Origin of the sequence: Microcoleus sp. w1-18aA5 (assembly GCF_036701705.1) — a bacterium.
In the GTDB taxonomy this organism is placed as follows: Bacteria; Cyanobacteriota; Cyanobacteriia; order Cyanobacteriales; family Microcoleaceae; genus Microcoleus.
In genome coordinates, this window is record NZ_JAUPTE010000075.1 from 1 (window position 1) to 17,291 (window position 17,291).

15 protein-coding genes and 1 tRNA gene are annotated in these 17,291 nt (G+C 45.9%); 10 read left to right on the forward strand and 6 right to left on the reverse strand.

The window, feature by feature from the left end; genetic code table 11:
- Positions 1-279: 279 nt before the first annotated feature.
- The 7 genes from Q5691_RS22025 (at position 280) to Q5691_RS22055 (ending at position 8,828) form a co-directional block, all read left to right on the forward strand.
- A complete protein-coding gene (locus Q5691_RS22025) occupies positions 280-846 on the forward strand; it encodes a photosystem I assembly protein Ycf4 (protein WP_333216027.1) in 567 nt (188 codons plus the stop codon).
- 316 nt (positions 847-1,162) lie between these two features.
- Complete coding sequence (locus Q5691_RS22030; RefSeq protein WP_445242650.1) at positions 1,163-1,945, forward strand: peptidylprolyl isomerase; 783 nt, start codon at positions 1,163-1,165, stop codon at positions 1,943-1,945.
- Between the two features lie 105 nt (positions 1,946-2,050).
- On the forward strand, positions 2,051-3,322 hold the full coding sequence (locus Q5691_RS22035) for a beta-ketoacyl synthase N-terminal-like domain-containing protein (RefSeq protein ID WP_333347039.1): 1,272 nt from the start codon (positions 2,051-2,053) through the stop codon (positions 3,320-3,322).
- 335 nt (positions 3,323-3,657) lie between these two features.
- Complete coding sequence (locus Q5691_RS22040; protein WP_333347043.1) at positions 3,658-4,767, forward strand: ATP-binding protein; 1,110 nt, start codon at positions 3,658-3,660, stop codon at positions 4,765-4,767.
- 182 nt (positions 4,768-4,949) lie between these two features.
- Complete coding sequence (gene mutL / locus Q5691_RS22045; protein WP_333347046.1) at positions 4,950-6,827, forward strand: DNA mismatch repair endonuclease MutL; 1,878 nt, start codon at positions 4,950-4,952, stop codon at positions 6,825-6,827.
- A 170-nt stretch (positions 6,828-6,997) separates the two neighbouring features.
- Positions 6,998-7,822: a SirB1 family protein gene (locus Q5691_RS22050; protein ID WP_333347085.1), complete on the forward strand. Its 825-nt coding sequence runs from the start codon at positions 6,998-7,000 to the stop codon at positions 7,820-7,822.
- A 319-nt stretch (positions 7,823-8,141) separates the two neighbouring features.
- Positions 8,142-8,828 carry an alpha/beta hydrolase gene (locus tag Q5691_RS22055; protein WP_333216036.1) on the forward strand — a complete coding sequence of 229 codons (687 nt, stop codon included), beginning with the start codon at positions 8,142-8,144 and terminating at the stop codon, positions 8,826-8,828.
- A gap of 158 nt (positions 8,829-8,986) precedes the next feature.
- On the opposite strand, the gene Q5691_RS22060 is transcribed toward Q5691_RS22055, so the two are convergent.
- Positions 8,987-9,451, reverse strand: coding sequence for an SRPBCC family protein (locus Q5691_RS22060; protein WP_333057572.1), 465 nt, complete (start codon positions 9,449-9,451; stop codon positions 8,987-8,989).
- Between the two features lie 147 nt (positions 9,452-9,598).
- On the opposite strand from Q5691_RS22060, the gene Q5691_RS22065 reads away from it, so the two are divergent.
- Together Q5691_RS22065 and Q5691_RS22070 are read left to right on the forward strand one after the other, a co-directional pair.
- Positions 9,599-10,798 carry a transposase gene (locus Q5691_RS22065; RefSeq protein WP_333347049.1) on the forward strand — a complete coding sequence of 400 codons (1,200 nt, stop codon included), beginning with the start codon at positions 9,599-9,601 and terminating at the stop codon, positions 10,796-10,798.
- 101 nt (positions 10,799-10,899) lie between these two features.
- Positions 10,900-12,576, forward strand: a complete 1,677-nt coding sequence (locus Q5691_RS22070; RefSeq protein WP_333347052.1) for a mechanosensitive ion channel — start codon at positions 10,900-10,902, stop codon at positions 12,574-12,576.
- A gap of 231 nt (positions 12,577-12,807) precedes the next feature.
- Here the strand turns inward: Q5691_RS22070 and Q5691_RS22075 are convergent.
- From Q5691_RS22075 to Q5691_RS22090, 4 genes are all read right to left on the reverse strand, one after another.
- Positions 12,808-12,881 (reverse strand) — tRNA-Pro (locus tag Q5691_RS22075).
- Between the two features lie 37 nt (positions 12,882-12,918).
- Positions 12,919-13,287, reverse strand: coding sequence for a DUF1818 family protein (locus Q5691_RS22080; RefSeq protein ID WP_333347055.1), 369 nt, complete (start codon positions 13,285-13,287; stop codon positions 12,919-12,921).
- 141 nt (positions 13,288-13,428) lie between these two features.
- The gene (locus Q5691_RS22085; protein WP_333347058.1) at positions 13,429-14,076 is read right to left on the reverse strand and encodes a hypothetical protein; all 648 of its coding nucleotides are present in this window, start codon (positions 14,074-14,076) and stop codon (positions 13,429-13,431) included.
- Between the two features lie 252 nt (positions 14,077-14,328).
- Complete coding sequence (locus Q5691_RS22090) at positions 14,329-14,565, reverse strand: DNA-directed RNA polymerase subunit omega (protein ID WP_333080095.1); 237 nt, start codon at positions 14,563-14,565, stop codon at positions 14,329-14,331.
- 80 nt (positions 14,566-14,645) lie between these two features.
- Between Q5691_RS22090 and Q5691_RS22095 the strand changes: the two genes are divergently transcribed.
- A complete protein-coding gene (locus Q5691_RS22095; RefSeq protein ID WP_333216046.1) occupies positions 14,646-15,338 on the forward strand; it encodes a GDSL-type esterase/lipase family protein in 693 nt (230 codons plus the stop codon).
- 193 nt (positions 15,339-15,531) lie between these two features.
- Here Q5691_RS22095 and Q5691_RS22100 read toward each other — a convergent pair whose 3' ends face one another.
- Entirely contained in the window at positions 15,532-17,010 is a 1,479-nt protein-coding gene (locus tag Q5691_RS22100) for an amidase (RefSeq protein ID WP_333347061.1), read from the reverse strand.
- Between the last annotated feature and the right edge of the window lie 281 nt (positions 17,011-17,291).

Here is a 17,291-nt window from a genome sequence, read left to right on the forward strand (position 1 = left end):
GATCGCGTTTGAGCCAGTCGTCGAGGACATCAAATATGCCTCTTTCGGTCTGGGCGCGTCCGACTGCGATTGTCATTGGGGTAAAATCCTTTTGCTTGTTAAAAGACCAAGGTTTCTAATTAAAGTTAACATAACTATATATTAGAAGTTCATAATTTTTCAACATAATTAGCAGGAGTTGATACACAATGCCGATCGGTCGATCGCGATCTCGTCAGCGAAGCGTGACGCTCGGTGGGCTAATTGAATTAAGATTTGGCTTTAAGGCTGTTTAATTTTATGACTGCAAAAACAATGACCTCGATCGATCCTGTCCTGCGCTACCCGGTTTTGGGCTCCCGCCGCTTCAGCAATTACTGGTGGGCGACGGTGGTCAGCATTGGAGGGACTGGTTTCCTGCTGTCGGGCATTTCCAGCTACTTGCACGTTAACCTGCTGCCTTTTGCTGACCCGACTCAGCTTGTTTTCATCCCCCAAGGCATTGCGATGGGTTTCTACGGTGTCTGTGGCGTGCTGTTGGCGCTCTACCTGTGGCTGACTATTCTCTGGGATGTCGGTGGCGGTTACAACGAGTTCGATCGACAAACTGGTAACATTCGGATCTTTCGCTGGGGTTTTCCCGGCAAAAACCGCAAAGTTGATTTTAATTGCAAGACATCGGATGTGCAATCTGTGCGGGTAGACATTAAAGAAGGTCTCAATCCCCGCCGCAGTATTTATCTTAAGCTCAAAGACCGCCGTCAGTTTCCCCTGACTAGAGTCGGACAGCCGATTGCTTTGTCTGAAGTGGAAAATCAAGCGGCCGAATTGGCTCGATTTTTGCAAGTTCCCCTAGAAGGACTTTAGGGATTTTCGATTTGCGGTTTTAGATTTTAGATTGGTAATGTCTCGTAGGGTGCGCCGGGCCGCGCACCTTACCTAGCTGGTAAGTGAAAAAGATCGATCTGCGAGTAAGCCCGTTACCAATTTTTGAATCTATCAATTCACAATACTTCGGATAGTTTTTGATTGCCAACTGTAGAATAAGGGTTTCAAGGCGATTAGGCAAGTTCGCTATCCAAGGAAAATCGCGGTTTTTAGACTACGAACTAAAAACAGTTCGGACTATTGAATTAAAATCTTTAGTTGCCAAGTCCGTAATTGACTCAAAGTGAAAATACAAATGCAAATGCAAATCAAAATTCAGCGGTGGTTGTTCTCACTTTTAATAATTGGCGCGCTGTTTGTCGGAGGATGCGGTAGTTCCCCTGTGGCAAACTCGACTCCGACACCAAATCCGGCGTCGGGTGAAAATATTTCTTTGTCTCCGTCTCCTTCTCCTGCTGTAGTGGCGAGTTCGCAATTTAGCAATTTGCCACGATTGGAAGGAAAAGCAACGGTGGTGATGACGGTTAAAGGTGCTCCAATTACGATCGAACTCGACGGCACAAATGCGCCAATTACTGCGGGCAATTTTGTCGATTTGGTTCAGAAAGGAGTCTACGATGGGCTGGTATTTCACCGAGTCGTGCGGGAACCTCAGCCTTTTGTAGTTCAGGGCGGCGACCCCCAGGGTAAAGACCCTAAATTCCCTACAGCGCGACTGGGAACTGGGGGTTTTATTGACCCAAAAACTTCTACCGAACGCAGGATTCCTCTGGAAATTAAAGTAAAAGGTGCTGCCAATCCGACTTACAGCCAAACGCTAGAAGAAGCTGGGGTTAAGGAGAAACCCGTGTTGATGCACACTCGCGGGGCTGTTGCTATGGCTCGATCGCAGAGTCCTGATTCGGCTTCTTCTCAGTTTTACTTTACTTTGACCGATGTACCGTTTTTGGACGGTAGCTATGCGGTTTTTGGGTACGTCAAGCAAGGCATGGATGTGATTGATAAGATTGAAGCGGGCGATCGCATTGATAAGGCTACCGTTACTCAGGGTTTGGAAAATTTTAAGGCTGTTAATTAGTAGTCAGTTGGCAGTTGGCAGTTGGCAGTTGGCAGTTGGCAGTAGTCATTTGAGAAACAACTGCCTTCTACTTTCTACTTTGTGCCAAAAGCAAGCCTTTTACTTATGGATGTTGTTGTTACCGGAATTGGTCTTGTTTCGGCTTTAGGTACTCTGGATGATGGCTGGAAAAGATTGTTGTCCGGGAAGTCGGGAATTCGACACCATCAACCTTTTTTAGAAATGGAACCGCTACCTTTGGCTTTGGTGGGCACAAAACCTGCTGATTTAATAACTTTAATTCGGCAGGTTTTAGCAGATGCTTTGCAAGATGCTAATTTGACTTTGCCTTTGCCAGATTGCGGGATTGCGATCGGTTCTAGCCGTGGCTTCCAGGCAAATTTGGAACTGTTGGCAAGCGAAGGAAGTTCGGCAACGGATTGTGTAACGGATGTAACGGATGGAAGAAAGACGGAAGTTGAAAGAAGTCTGAGGGAATTCGGAAGAGGGAAGTCGCAAAAAGCAAGGGAATTCCCAATTACCGATTCCGACTTCCCAATCCCCAATTCCCAATTACCGATTACTAATTGTCAATTTGTGAATTTTTTGCCTCACATGGGGGCGATCGCAGCGGCGAGGGCAATTGGTTCGACGGGGCCGGTGCTGGCGCCGATGGCTGCTTGTGCGACGGGCCTACAGTCGATCGCCCGCGCTGTTGATTTAATCCGCACGGGTGAGTGTCAGCGGGCGATCGCAGGTGCTGTGGAAGCGCCTATCACACCGCTGACTCTGGCTGGATTTAGCCGGATGGGTGCTTTGGCAAACAATGGGTGCTATCCCTTTGATGAAAATCGGGAAGGCTTTGTGATCGGTGAAGGCGGGGCTTTATTTGTATTAGAATCTGCCGAGTTGGCAAGGCGTCGTGGTGCTAAAATTTACGGTCGAGTTTCCGGTTTTGGCTTGACAAATGATGCTTGTCATGCTAATGCGCCGGAGCTGGGGGGGGAAAGTGCGATCGCGGCGGTAAATCAATGTTTGAAACGCAGTAATTTAGCGGCGATTGATATAGATTTTATTCATGCTCACGGTACTGCAACTGAGTTGAATGACCGACACGAAGCACTGTTAATTGAGAAGTTATTTCACCCAGGAATTGCTGTTAGTTCGACTAAGGGGGCTACGGGTCATACTTTGGGAGCTTCGGGAGCTTTGGGCGTGGCTTTTTGTTTGATGAGTATTAAATATCAGATGTTGCCGCCTTGCGTGGGAATGAAAAAACCGGGGTTTGAATTAGATTTTGTTCGCTGTGCGCGATCGGCTATTGTCAGAAATGCGGTTTGTTTAAGTTTTGGCTTTGGCGGGCAGAATGCTGCGATCGTTTTATCGGGCAATCGTTAATTTTTGTAAACTCGGTTGATCGGCATTTAATTTACACGATCTCTCTACAGTTAAAATCTTCTGAGGTGGCCGGAGAACTCTCCCACGTCCAATTTAAATCTCAAAAATAGTACAATATTTATGTATTTTAGTCAACTAACTGAGAACTTTGGTGAGATTGCTGGTGCTGCTGTCCTAGTCTGGCTCTGCATCCAGACGCTAGTCCTGGCGTCACAGCCTGGGAGGCTAGAAAAGAGAGCCAGATTAAAGCAGTATTGTATTTTATTAACGCACCGAGGGCGATCGGCGAAAATAGAAGAAAGAAACTGTTTAAATTAAGTCTCAGGTATTTTCACATGGATCTGGCATCTCATCGATTTATGTCTTATTTTGAACCAGAGCAAGCTGCTCACCTTTGCCAAATAGCTGTTTTGGAGAGTTTTGCTGAGGAAACGCTGGTTTTTGAAGAAGGAGAAATAGCCGATTTTTTCTATCTAGTTTTAGAAGGTAAAGTCGAGTTTAGCAAGCGGATTGAAAATCATAAATATCAAACGGTTGCTGTCGCTAAGCCAGACGATTATTTTGGCGAACTCGGAGTTTTAGACGGAGAGCCTCGCAGTGCTAGAGCTGTGGCAGTTGCAGGCTCGACTTTGGCGAAAATAGGCCGTGAAGAACTAATCACAACTCTCCAGTTTGCTAAAGGCAGTTCGGTACTGCAAATGTTTAGTTTCATTACTAAAAATTTACGGGAGACCACGGATCAATATGTGAGCCAGTTGGTACACAAACAAAAAATGGTATTGGTAGGAGAAATGGTGAGTACAATTATTCACGATTTCAAAAGTCCTTTTACCGGAATTAAACTTTCCAGTGAAATGCTCAAAGAAATGCACCCGGATGAGGAAACTCAGGAGTGGTGTGAACTTATTCAATTGCAGGTTCATCGAATGTTGGGGATGGCTGAAGAAGTATTAGAATTTTCGCGAGGTAATTCTGTATTCAATAAAAAACCAGTTAATTTAATTCAGACGTTGCAGCAGTTTGAAAAGTTGAACAGAGTTTATTGTGAAGCAGCAAAAGTAGATTTAGCAGTACGGGTGACAGAAGTAATAGTGGAAGCGGATGAAAATAAGATTTTGCGCGTTTTACAAAATTTAGTTGGGAATGCTGTTGAGGCTTTTGGCGGCAGAGGGGGTCGGGTGGAGATTGCGGTGACACAAAGTGAGGAGTGGGCAGAAATTAGCATTTACGATAACGGCCCAGGCATTCCGCCGACAATTAAGGAAAAGTTATTTGAACCGTTTGTGACTTATGGCAAGCGGACTGGTACTGGGTTAGGAACGGCGATTGTTAAGTCGATTGTGGAGGCTCACAAAGGGAAAATTACTTATGAGTCAGAGGACGGAAAAGGTACAACTTTTTACATCCGCTTGCCGAAAATCATGGCTTTAGGAGAGCAAAATTAAGCAGGTTGGAAGATATATACTTAGGACTTTTTCACTAAGCATCAGAGACTTAGTTGATGAGTAAATATCTTGTTGTAAAACAATATTTTCCTAATAAACCGGGTTTAAGAGCGTAAGTCATAATACTGTGTAGCGACTTGGAGAATCAAGTATAATTGAATTAACGAACTGCTAAAAATTTGATGCCAGTTAATATTCAAACTTTACCCACAGAAGTTATCAATTTAATTGCCGCCGGCGAAGTGATTGACTCGATCGCCGCAGCGGTAAGAGAATTAGTTGAAAATTCTCTGGATGCTGGCGCAACTCGCATCGTTGTTTCTGTCTGGCCCGAACAGTGGCGGGTGCAAGTTGCAGATAATGGTACAGGAATGGATCTGGAAAATTTGCAGCAGGCGGCTTCGCCTCACAGTACGAGCAAAATTACCACGGAAGCAGACCTTTACAAAATTGATACTTTGGGATTTCGTGGGGAAGCTTTGCACAGTTTAGCTCAGTTGGGCTGTTTGGAGGTTTTGAGCCGATCGAATGATTTGGGATTGGGGGATTTTTCTGAAAATCGAGAGTCGGCGCAAACCCCCGCCAAATCTTCCTTTAACAAGGGGGGAGTTGAAAATGCTCGATCGGGCTGGCGGGTGGTTTACAATAACGCGGGCGTTGCTGTAGAGGTGGAAACAGCCGCGATCGCTCCGGGTACGGTGGTGACTGTTGATAATTTGTTTGGCAATTGGCCTGTGCGCCGCAGTTTTTTGTCGCCGGCACAGCAAATGCGATCGATCCAATTAACCCTTCAGCAAATTGCTATTTGTCACCCGCACGTTAATTGGCAGTTGCGTCAAGCAAATACCCCTTGTTTGCACGTAACTCCTGGTAGCACAGCAGAACAACTTTTACCTCAGTTCGTGCGCGGTGTGCGATCGAGCGATTTGCAGTATTTAAAGTTAGATTTGCCTGCGAGTCCTCAAAATCAGAAAGCTGCAAGTTTATTGCTAGAAACTCAACTTGTGGGCGCTACAGTTAAGCCTAATTACCAATTACCAGTTGCTACTTCCCAATTCCCAATTTCCAATTCCCAGTTTTTAGAATTAGTAATTGGTTTGCCCGATCGCTGTCACCGCAGACGGCCGGATTGGGTGAAAGTTGGGGTAAATCGGCGAGTTGTGCGATCGCCCGAATTAGAGCAAACTATTCTCAGCGCCTTTGCCCGCACTTGTCCGCGAGATCGCTATCCCGTGTGTTTTGTCCACCTGCAAATCTCCCCTTCGGAAATCGACTGGAACCGCCACCCCGCTAAGGTGGAAATTTATCTACATGATCCGAGTTTTTGGCAAGCGCAAGTTAGCGCGGCAATTACTCGTGCTTTGCATTTGAACGATGAAGTTTTGCCGCCTGCCCCAATTCCCGATCGAGTGGGAAAATTGCTGAAGGCATCGGAACAAAAAAGTGCTTACAGGGTCGGGATTTCGGCTAGGCAGAATGATGGCGGCGGTGAAGAGGAAAAAGCTAATAAAATAGGATTGATGGAATTGAGGGCGATCGCTCAAGTCCACAATACATACATTGTTGCGGAACATTCCAGTGGAATGTGGTTGGTGGAACAGCACATCGCTCACGAGCGCGTTTTATACGAGCAATTGTGTGCGGCGTGGCAGCTAAAATGTCTAGAAAAACCAGTGATTCTGAGTCAATTATCAGCAGTGCAAATTGAAAATTTATCCCGCTTAGGTTTGGAAGTAGAAAGTTTTGGGGAACAGCTATGGGCGGCCCGCGAAGTTCCTGAATTGTTGGCAGATCGAGATGACTGTGCGGAGGCGATTTTTGAACTCAGTAAAGTCGCAGATTTGCAAGCTGCTCAAGTTGCGACTGCTTGCCGTAGCGCTATGCGAAACGGTACTCCTTTGAGTCTTTCCCAAATGCAAAATTTGTTGGATGAATGGCAGCAAACTCGCAATCCGCGCACTTGTCCTCACGGTCGCCCTATCTATTTTGCTTTGGAAGAATCGACTCTGGCTCGGATTTTTCGCCGCAGTTGGGTGATTGGCAAAAGTCACGGGATTTAAAGGTTAAAAGTTAAGCTGTAAGGTGCGCGTTACATACAAGACTGTTTTTTTTGAACCGCAGAGGGCGCAGAGAACGCAGAGAGGAAGAGAAGAGAGAGATGTTTTTAATATTTTTTTGGGCAACTGGATATTCGTATAAAATGTCAATTAAAATCAAATAAATGATAAATATGGATTTTCCGATCGCCCGACAACTCTTTTATCAAGAAATAAATCAGCCTGATGGCTCGATCGACCTGGCGAAAGCTGCTCTTTACATGGCTTTGGAAGAATACCCCAATTTAGAACCCGAGGAGTATCTCAACGCTCTCGACACGATCGCAGATGAAGTGCGCGATCGCCTGCCGGCACAGAATTATCCGCTGCGGATTATTCAAACTATTAACGCCTATTTATATGGGGAGTTGCAGTTTGCGGGCAATGATGTTGATTATTACGACCCCCGCAATAGCTTTTTGAATGAAGTTATCGATCGGCGTACTGGTATTCCGATCTCTTTATCTTTGGTTTATTTGGAGGTTGCTAAGCGCATTGATTTTCCAATGGTGGGAATTGGGATGCCAGGACATTTTTTAATTAGACCGGATTTTGAAGATGCTGGCATTTTTGTTGATGCGTTTAACGGCGGCGAAATCTTGTTTCCTGAAGATTGTCAAGCCAGACTTTCTCAAATTTATGGTCAACCTATGGAGTTGCAGCCGACTTTTCTCGCCCCGGTAAGTCGCCGACATTTGTTGGGGCGAATGCTGGGAAATCTGAAGGCGATTTACTTGCAACAGCAAGATGCTGTGAGGGTACTCTTGGCGATCGAACGGATTTTGCTGCTGTTTCCCGATGCGCTGGGGGAACGGCGCGATCGCGGAATTCTCTATTATCAACTGGGACGCTTGGTGGAAGCGCGCCACGATTTGGAACTATACCTGAGAAATACTCCGAATGCTCCTGATGCTGCTAGAATTCGCCAATTAGTCGATCGGCTCGATCGGGATATGTGAACTTAAATTTGCTATCGATCGCACACTATAAGACCTATTCAAGTGACACTCAATAAACTGCTGCCCCACGACTCAAATTCGCTTTTATAATTTTTGCAAAGGTATATAAAATTGTCAAACCGCTAATTATAACATATTAATGGTCAATTAATACCTATCTTTTGATAGGTTAAATTTGCTTGACGTGACTGTAGAATCATAGGTCATTTACCGAACTTCCGAGTCCACTTTCCCGACTGATACCCGCACTGATACCCGCACTGATACCTGCACAGACGACCGATCGAAAAAGTATTTTGACGTAAAGAGGCACAAACTTATGAACTTTCAGTTTCAACAAGGTTATCTCAACGGAATGCAACCGCTGTCAGCCCATTTAACCAAAAGAATGTCAAATTCTTTATCATTAGGTTTGGCGCTTTTGCTGGGAACAAGTGCAGTATTCCTAAGCAGTGGCAAAGCCTTTGCATTAGATAATCTTACCGTAAAATACGGTGCTGTTGACGTAACATTACCGATGAGCGACTTGCAAAGCTTTGCACAAACCGGCCAAGCATCATCTCAACTGCAAAGCGTTCTGAGTCTTGCGAAACAAACTCCGGAGTCGATGCGCGAAATATTAACGCGAGAAGTGCCTTTAGATTCCCAATTAGTAGCGCGACTAGCAAGCACTTATTTTGGGGAAATTGTTTTCAAACAATTGGGCGAGGTTGCTTATGCGCCGACTGCTCGGCTTCAAAGCGTGCCGGCACTGCGCGATGCTTTAGTCGCAGCTTCCAAAGATGGCAAAATATCGCTGATAGAAGTGATGCAAAATTACAGCCCTGCTGCTTTAGAAGTTGACGGCAATCAAGCGATGGTTATTTATGAACGAGTGATTAAAGATGTGCAAGATTTGCAAGCTTTGTATCAGAATTCCCCGGCTTTGCAAAATACGGCTAACCAAGCCGTGAATTCGGCGAGAGAAATGATTTGTCAGCCCAATCCATCGGGAAGTGCGAAATAAATAACTGAAGTTGGAGGGAAGGGGTAATTGGGAATTGGGAATTGGGAATTGGTGTTTTTTCCTATTAGCCCTAGCTTTCAGCTATTAGCAATTACTTATGACCGATTACCAATTACTCGGCTACGCGAGGGTAAAAGTTCCCAATTACCCATTATCCATTACCCCTTACCCATTCTTTGAGATAGTTGCTCTGCTACCCGCTTGAGTCTGCGGAGTTGGTCTTTCATATCTTTTTCTGTCCAAGGGGCTGCAAAGCGATTGAAACCAAATCTAATTAAACGATTGGGAATTTGAAATTCAAAGCGGTTAATCAAGAGAGTTCCTTGGATTTGCGGCTGGCATTCCCAACGATCGCATCCTTTGAAAAATCCGTCAAACCCCCAAACAATTAAACCGGGTTGTCGCTCCAACACAACACTCTCTAAAGAGGGTTGCAAAACGGGAATTTTTATGATAAATAAGCTGCGACTTCCTACGGCAGTATCCCATTCACCCTGGGGATCGCAGCGTAGCAGGGGATTGAGCCACTTGTGCATTAAAGTGCGATCGACTATACATTGCTCCACAAGAGTAGCAGCAGCGCGAATTTCAATGGATTGCTCGAAAACTTGACGAATTGACATGAGAACCTGCAACAAGGAGGGTATTACAAAACTTTGCTTACTTGATAGTCCTTTATTTACTTGTAACGTCAATTTTCCCAGAAATTAAAAGATTGACACACTCATAAATACAGTGTATCATCTTGAATTAAAGTATATATACCGATTATGGAGTTAGTCGAAAGGCACATCATTAAACCAAATCATAGGTTTTATCGAGAAGCCGATAGACTCTCTTTGTTGTGCAAAAATCTTTACAATAGCGCTAACTACATCTACCATAAAAAATTTTTTGCTAGCCAACAAACAAACGCTCTGGCTGTTGATCACGCCCTCAAAACAAGTCCTGATTACAAAGCACTGCCCGCAAAATTAGCACAAAGCACGATCGGCTTAGAGATCAAAGCATGGACTAGCTACTATCTAGGGGTGCGAAACTATCAGGAATACACCACTAAATTTAAAACCGCAGCGCAAAGCCCTCATTATCAAGGTTCAAGAGATCGAAAAAGAGAGAACGGGCGCTATGTAGTTGTATTTAATTGTCAAGCTGTCAGCAAAAGAGCTTTAAAAAAAGGATATGTTCGCCCCTCTGGAACTAATATTTGGTTGCCATCAAAAGTCACCTCGATTCTGGAAATCCGGATTGTTCCCAAAGTAGGTTGTTATGTGGTCGAAGTGCTCTATGAGAAGTTAGAACAGCCTTTACAAGTTAATCAGACAGTAGCTGCCATAGCTTTAGGATTAAACAATCTGGCAACATTAACCTACAATGTTCGTGGGCTAGTAGCGACAATCTACGACGGACAGGCTGTTAAGTCAACCAATCAATACTGCAATCAAGTTTCATCGGCATTGAAATTATTGCTGCCCGTAGCGCAAAAAAACAGTAAAAAACTCGCCAAATTGTGGCACAAGCGTAACTGTAAAGTGGATTACTACCTCCCCACGACGAGTTACGCAATTATTAAAGAACTCGTTAATCATCAAATTGGCTTGCTGGCTATAGGCTGGAACGATGATTTTAAAGATGGGATTAATACAGGTTTGGTTAATAATCAAAATTTTCCCTGTATTCCCCATCGCCGGTTTGTGCAAATGTTGCAGTACAAAGGACAACTTGCTGGAATTCCAGTTCTGTTAGTTGAGGAGAGTTACACCTCCCAATGTTCAGCTTTGGATTTGGAACCAATTCAACAACATTCCGACTACATTGGCAGTAGGGTAAAAAGAGGATTGTTCAGAACCCAAACTGGACGCTTCATCAATGCCGATGTAAACGGTTATTGGAATATTGGCCCAAAAGCAGTCGGAGATTGGTTTATCCCAAATTCGATAGAGGGTTTTGTAGTTAACCCAGTACATTAAAAGTGTACAAACATTAAATTTAGGCGATGTCTAGATTTTTTGGAACTATTATTAAAGTTTCGTCTTCACCTTGTCAAATGTGACGTTAACCTGAGAAAAAAATGAATGAAACTTGGCAAGAAATAACTCAACCGATATCGGGCCCCATAGGGGCTTTGTCCGATCGCATTTTGGCCCAGGCCCAGCCCGGGAATCCGCTGACAGATGCAGAACGCGGAATTAACAATTTCCTTCAGGGCTCAAACATTGAAAATCTCCTCTGGGCCGTCGGTATCCTGCTCATTGGCTTGATAGTATCAGCCCTCGTCTCTTCTTTAGTGGGGGGATTGCTCAAGAAGACTACGCTGGACAATCGGCTGGCTGCTTGGATTACCGGGCGCCCGGAAGGAGCTGGAGCCCCGCACGTGGAAAAATGGATTTCCGCAGCGGTGTTCTGGATCATTTTTGTATTTTTCCTAATTGCCTTTTTCAACCGGCTGAATCTAACGGCTGTCTCGCAACCCCTCAATACTTTTCTCAATCAAATTACCGGTTTCTTGCCGAAGTTAGCCGGTGCACTAATTTGGTTGGGGATTGCTTGGGTGTTGGCAACTGTAGCCAAAATGGCCGTATCGCGGGCGATGCGGGCTTTTAGCGTGGACGAGCGCTTGAATCAAGAGGTGGGAACTGCGCCCACTGAGCGCCCTTTGCTGCTGAGCGATACTGTGGCGAATGCGCTGTACTGGTTCATTTTTCTGCTGTTTTTGCCGCTGATTCTCGACTCGCTGGAAATGCAGCAGGCTCTGCTGCCGGTTAATAATTTACTCAACCAAATTCTGGCAGCAATTCCGAAAATTCTGGAAGCTTTGGTGATTGGGTTTGTGGGCTGGCTACTGGCTATGGTGGTGCGACGGATTGTTACGAATCTGTTGGCTGCTGCTGGGGCGGACGGTTTGGGCGCTCGGTTTGGAATTTCGCGGACTTCTGGCGGACAATCGCTTTCGTGGATTGTCGGTACGATCGTCTATGTTTTGATTTTGATTCCAACGGCGATCGCAGCTCTGAACGCTTTGGACATTCAGGCGATTTCGCAGCCGGCAATCGCGATGCTCAACACAATTCTGGGCGCGCTTCCCAACATTTTTACAGCAGCGCTAATTCTGGGGGTTGCTTACTTTTTGGGGCGCTGGATCAGCGATTTGGTGACTAATATCCTGACGGGAATTGGCTTTAACAATGTCTTTTCTTGGTTGGGAGTGCAGCAGCCGAAACAGCGACTGCGACTACCGCCAAGTTCGATCGATCCGGAGGCAACGATTCTTCAGGAACCGGAACTTCCGGCCCGCACGCCTTCTGAGTTTGTCGGCATCGTGGTGCAGGTGGGCATCATGCTGTTTGCTGTGGTGGCGGCTACCGATGTGCTGGGGATTCCAGCACTGACTGCGATTGTTAGCGGTATTGTCCTGGTTGCAGGTCGGGTGCTGGCCGGTTTGGTGGTATTTGCGATCGGCTTGTATTTGGCGAATCTGGCGTTTAGTTTGATTGCCAGTTCTGGAACTCGTCAAGCGCGGCTTTTGGGCCAAGCGGCTCGGATCGCGATTATTGCCTTTGTTTCAGCCTTGGCGCTGCAACAGATGGGCATTGGCAGCGATATTGTGAATTTGGCTTTCGGGCTCCTGCTTGGGGCGATCGCAGTTGGCATTGCTCTAGCTTTTGGTTTGGGCGGGCGCGAGATTGCTGCCGACCAAATTCGCGAATTGTTAGCGTCGTTTAAACAAGATAAGACGCCGCGTTTGTAATTCTATAAAATGGCGTTTGTCAAGTACAAACGCCTTTTTTTTATGATTAATTTTATTGTGAGGGTCGCGAAGCAATCGCAAAGCCTTTGAATTTGAGGATACAGCTATAGACTGTTCGGAAGCAGAGATTGATTCTTGTTTCTGGGCCGATGCCCCTAATTGAGAATGGTAAGAGCTGCGTCGTCGGCCCTAAAACAACAAAACCTCCTCATAGAGAAGGTTTTATCACAATCGGAGCGGCGGGATTTGAACCCACGACCCCTACTACCCCAAAGTAGTGCGCTACCAAGCTGCGCTACGCCCCGACAGCTTTAACAGCTTAGCATAGAATTCCCGAAAAAGTCAAAAAACTTTTAAAACTTTTGCAGCCTGCACCAAAGTCGGAACCACAGCCGTCGGCCAAAAACCCTCGCACCTCCTGCCAGCATTCAAGATCAACTGCACGCTGTAAGCTTCGGGATAGCCTTCCACCTGCACCCACAGCAAGTCGCTTTCGGCTTCAATAGCTATTTTTTCCTCGTCCATTAACTCAGAGGCCATGTGACTCATTGTGCCGGCCAATTGCCCCAACAATCGGCAAAAATCGTTTAACTCAGCCTCCGTGAGTTCGATCGCCCAACTGTCGCCACCCACCAAACCCTTAAACTCCTGGGCCTCCGGGTTCCATCCCAAACGCCACCCAACACCCGTTTTAATTACACGTTCCACCATTAAGGGATTTTAGATTTTAGATTTTGGATTTTAGATTAGTAGGACTTACTCATAAATACGAAAGAAAACGGGTTTTTTACCTGTGTTAAACGCTCAACAGCAATATTCCCGTAAAAAACCCGGTTTCTGCATTCCTGAGTATTAAGGTGCCAGCAACTTCGCATCTCCCGGCTGCGGCTGCGGTATCTCCGGCGAATTCGATCGTCCTTGTGGTTTTTCCCCCGCCGTCGGTGTGCGCCCACCCCCCGAACTCTCCGTAAAAACCTCAACCAAAGCTTGAACCAAAGCATCCCGCTGTGCTCTATTTAACTTTTGAATAGCAGCGCGATCCTGTTCCATGGGATTTGAGCGCAAAACGTCTTTTCCCGGATAAACACTTTCCACCAAATAATCTGGAGTGGCGCCCAAATAGTCAGCTAAACTCAACTTCCAATCAAAGCGGTAATTGGGCGGCCGTCCTTTGACAAATACGTGATATCGAATCAACCGCCCGACTAAAGTATTGGTAGGATCGACCTTCCCCGTTTCCTTAGAAATGTAGTTATTTTCGATCGGGAAATCCGGCAATTTTTCGTACACCAATTTCCACGCATCTTGCACCCTCACTTGCGGGGGCGCAGATTGTTGAGCCACCCGCTGCACTGAGGCAGACTCAGAACTCCGCAGCAGCGAAGGTTCCAAAGCCGACATACTCAGTTCCCCGGATTCCAATACCCAACTCAAAAGCGTGAAAATCGCTACACTCAAAGTAACCAACAGAAAACTTAAGCCCTGCTTTAATCTATTCACGGTTTTGACAAAAATTTCAAAAATAGAATAATTTCATAAACTTACCCCCAAGCAGATGTCCTAGTTTCTAATTTTAGGATTTACACTCCTCAACCCGGTTTATTAGAAAAATCAGATTTTTGTTAACGAGGGAACTAGAAATAAACCGGGTTTATCCTCCCGCGCGCCCAAGTCTAGTTTGAAAAAGTTGTGAGTTTTGAGTTGACAAAAATTGCTGGCAATTCACCACTCAAAACCCAAAACTCCAGAAGTCTAGTACTTGTCTCCGATAATTTCCGGCTGAGTCAGTTCGTCCGACATCTCAAATATCGCCCGCATTACAGGTTTCATTTGATGGTCGTCCATATTGTCAAAATCTTCATAGCGACGGCGTTTTGCGCGGTTCGCCACCTGCACCGTAATCCGATAGCGGTTGGATGCACCGTTAATCAACTCTTCCGCGCGACGGGTTAGCTGAGTAGAATCGAAGGGTGGACGCTTATTAGCCATGAGACTACCTACTTTATGTAATGTTACATTCTAGTCTAGTATGTCAAGATTCATAATTTATTAACTGAGTATCATTGCTTATGCAGGTAGCAACAGCCTATTCCTTTGGTCACTTGCATCGGGGAAATTCTCATCCCCTCAAATTGGTTGCTTTCGGCGACAGCTTAATCTACGGTTTCGGCGACGGTGTAGGTGGGGGTTGGGTGGAAAGATTGCGGCGCCAGTGGATGTTACCGGAGAGTGCAGGACACGTTTTATACAATTTGGGCGTTCGGGGCGATCGCACCTATCAAGTCTCCCAGCGGCTCGAAAACGAGTTTCGCCACCGTGGCGAACTGAGAAACCGTTTCCCGGATGCGATTATTCTTTCGGTAGGCCTCAACGATTCGGCGAGAGTGCAGTCGCCTACCGGGCGCAGCTACACTGAGTTTGAACATTTTAAAACTGTTTTGGATCATTTGTTAAACCTGTCCCAACAACTTTGTCCGGTGATATTTGTCGGGATGGTGCCGGTGGATGAAAGTAAAATGCCTTTTCAAGATTGTTTGTATTACAGTCATGCTGACCAATATCGGTATAAAGAAGCAACGAAATTAGCTTGTGAGTTGCGGGGAATTCCCTATTTAGATATTTTTGATAAATGGATAAATCGGGGCAGTGATTGGTGGCGATCGCGCCTGATTGCAGACGGGCTGCATCCCAATGCAGCGGGGTATCAATCTTTATTTGAAGATGTGACAAGTTGGGAGCCGCTAGCCTCTATTAGTCATTAGTCATCCGTAAAAATGAAGTAGGGTGCGTCAGCTAGCATTATTTCCGCTACAAACTAAGAATCTCACAACTGACCCACTCCCCCAAAAAACGGTGAGTCAGATTCATACTTTCCGTGCAAATTGAAAATCTCAAACCTGACGAACCCAACCACTGATTGTATTCTTGACCATCAAAGAAAACTTTATAAAAGGCTCAATAACCAGGTGGATGTTGCAAACTACCAACCACTTTATCGATCGCTTCTGCGATCGCCAACAACTCCATTTCACGCCACCGCTTACCAACAATTTGCATTCCAATCGGTAAACCATTTTGAGTTTGTCCAATTGGAATTACCACGGCAGGATGTCCACTAAGATTAGAAGGCATCGTGTAAGCCCCGTTTGCCACTGCATGAGGATAGGATCTGCCATCAATGTCAACGGCACTCCAAGCGGGACGGTGAGTAAACGCAGCGGTTGCAGCAACGGGACAAAGCCATACATCCCAAGGTTCTAATGCCTCATCTATATGGGCAGTGAAGCGATCGCGCTGTGTGAGTGCCTCGAAATATCCTTTCAAACTTGGATTCAATATCTCAGGTAGGAATCTGCTGAAATCTCCCAATTTTCGGAGTTCCTTGTCGCCTTGGGTTGCGGTGCGGAAGATTAACTCTAAACTACGACGCAGGTTATATCTATCCTGCGGTTGAGCGTAGATAGTGAGGTACATTGACATCCGTCCGTAGAGATTCAATATTTTGGAAAGGTCAAAGTCTTTGGGAAGCCAGCGTTCGGTTTGGACACCTGCGTCAGAGAGTGTCTGCACGATCGACTCCATAGCTGCTCGAATTTCAGAAGCAACGGGAACTTCGGCCCATTCAGCAGTCCAAGCGATTTTGAGATGCTGCAAAGGCTTGCCAGAGGGTCGATCGAGCGGAACTGGCGGGACATCAGGGCGCCGCAGATCCGCGCCTGCAATTAACGAAAAACAAAGCCGGATATCTTCGAGCGATCGCGCAAAACACCCAACGGTCATCATTTGCCGAATAGACAGGGGCATTCCCGGCACTTCAGGGATCTGCCCTGCTGTAGAAATACGGCGATCTGTCGGCTTTAAACCATATATGCCGCAGAAATGAGCGGGTTGACGCACCGAACCCCCGAAATCGTTCCCCAAATCCAACGGTGAAAGTCCTGCTGCGACAGCCGCAGCACTCCCTCCAGAACTGCCCCCAGGTGTGTAGTCAAGATGCCAAGGATTATTCACCCGTGGAAACAGAGAATTTGTGCTTTGATAATCGGCAGCCAGTTCCGCCATGTTGGTTTTTCCCATGATGACAGCACCTGCTGCCCGCAATCTTGCAACAGCAGTTGCATCCTGTTGAGGCACATAATCTTTGAGGGGAATATAGCCTGCTGTGGTGCGGAGTCCGGCTGTTTCAAAAATGTCTTTAATCGTGATGGGAACCCCATGTAAAGCACCCCAGTTTTCTCCTCTAGCTAGGGCTTCATCGGCAAGTCTTGCTCTAGTACGAGCATTGTCTTCATCCAGGGTACAAAGGGCGTTTAATTGCGAGTTGTGCTTTGCGATTTGAGTAAGGTAAGCGTCGAGAACTTCGACGGCAGAGACTTGGCGATCGCGAATCATTCGCGCTAGCTGATGGGCAGAGGCAAACGTCAGGCTACTCATAAGCAACAAACAGGTAGTTGTTGATAAAGCTAATTATATTCACTTTTAGTTAATATAGTTAACTAATATCAAACGGCTTTGTCCCTAAATCCTGTTAATTGCAGACACAAGGTAGATAAGGGAGATAAGCAACATAAGGATTTTAAGGAATTTAAGCATTTTAAAATCCCCCACTAAGAATAAAACTATTTATTTTAAACTACCGTATCTTCCCGGCACTAAAAATAAAAGCATTCAATAATGATTACATGAGTGAGGGAAAAAGAAGTTCGGCAGAATCA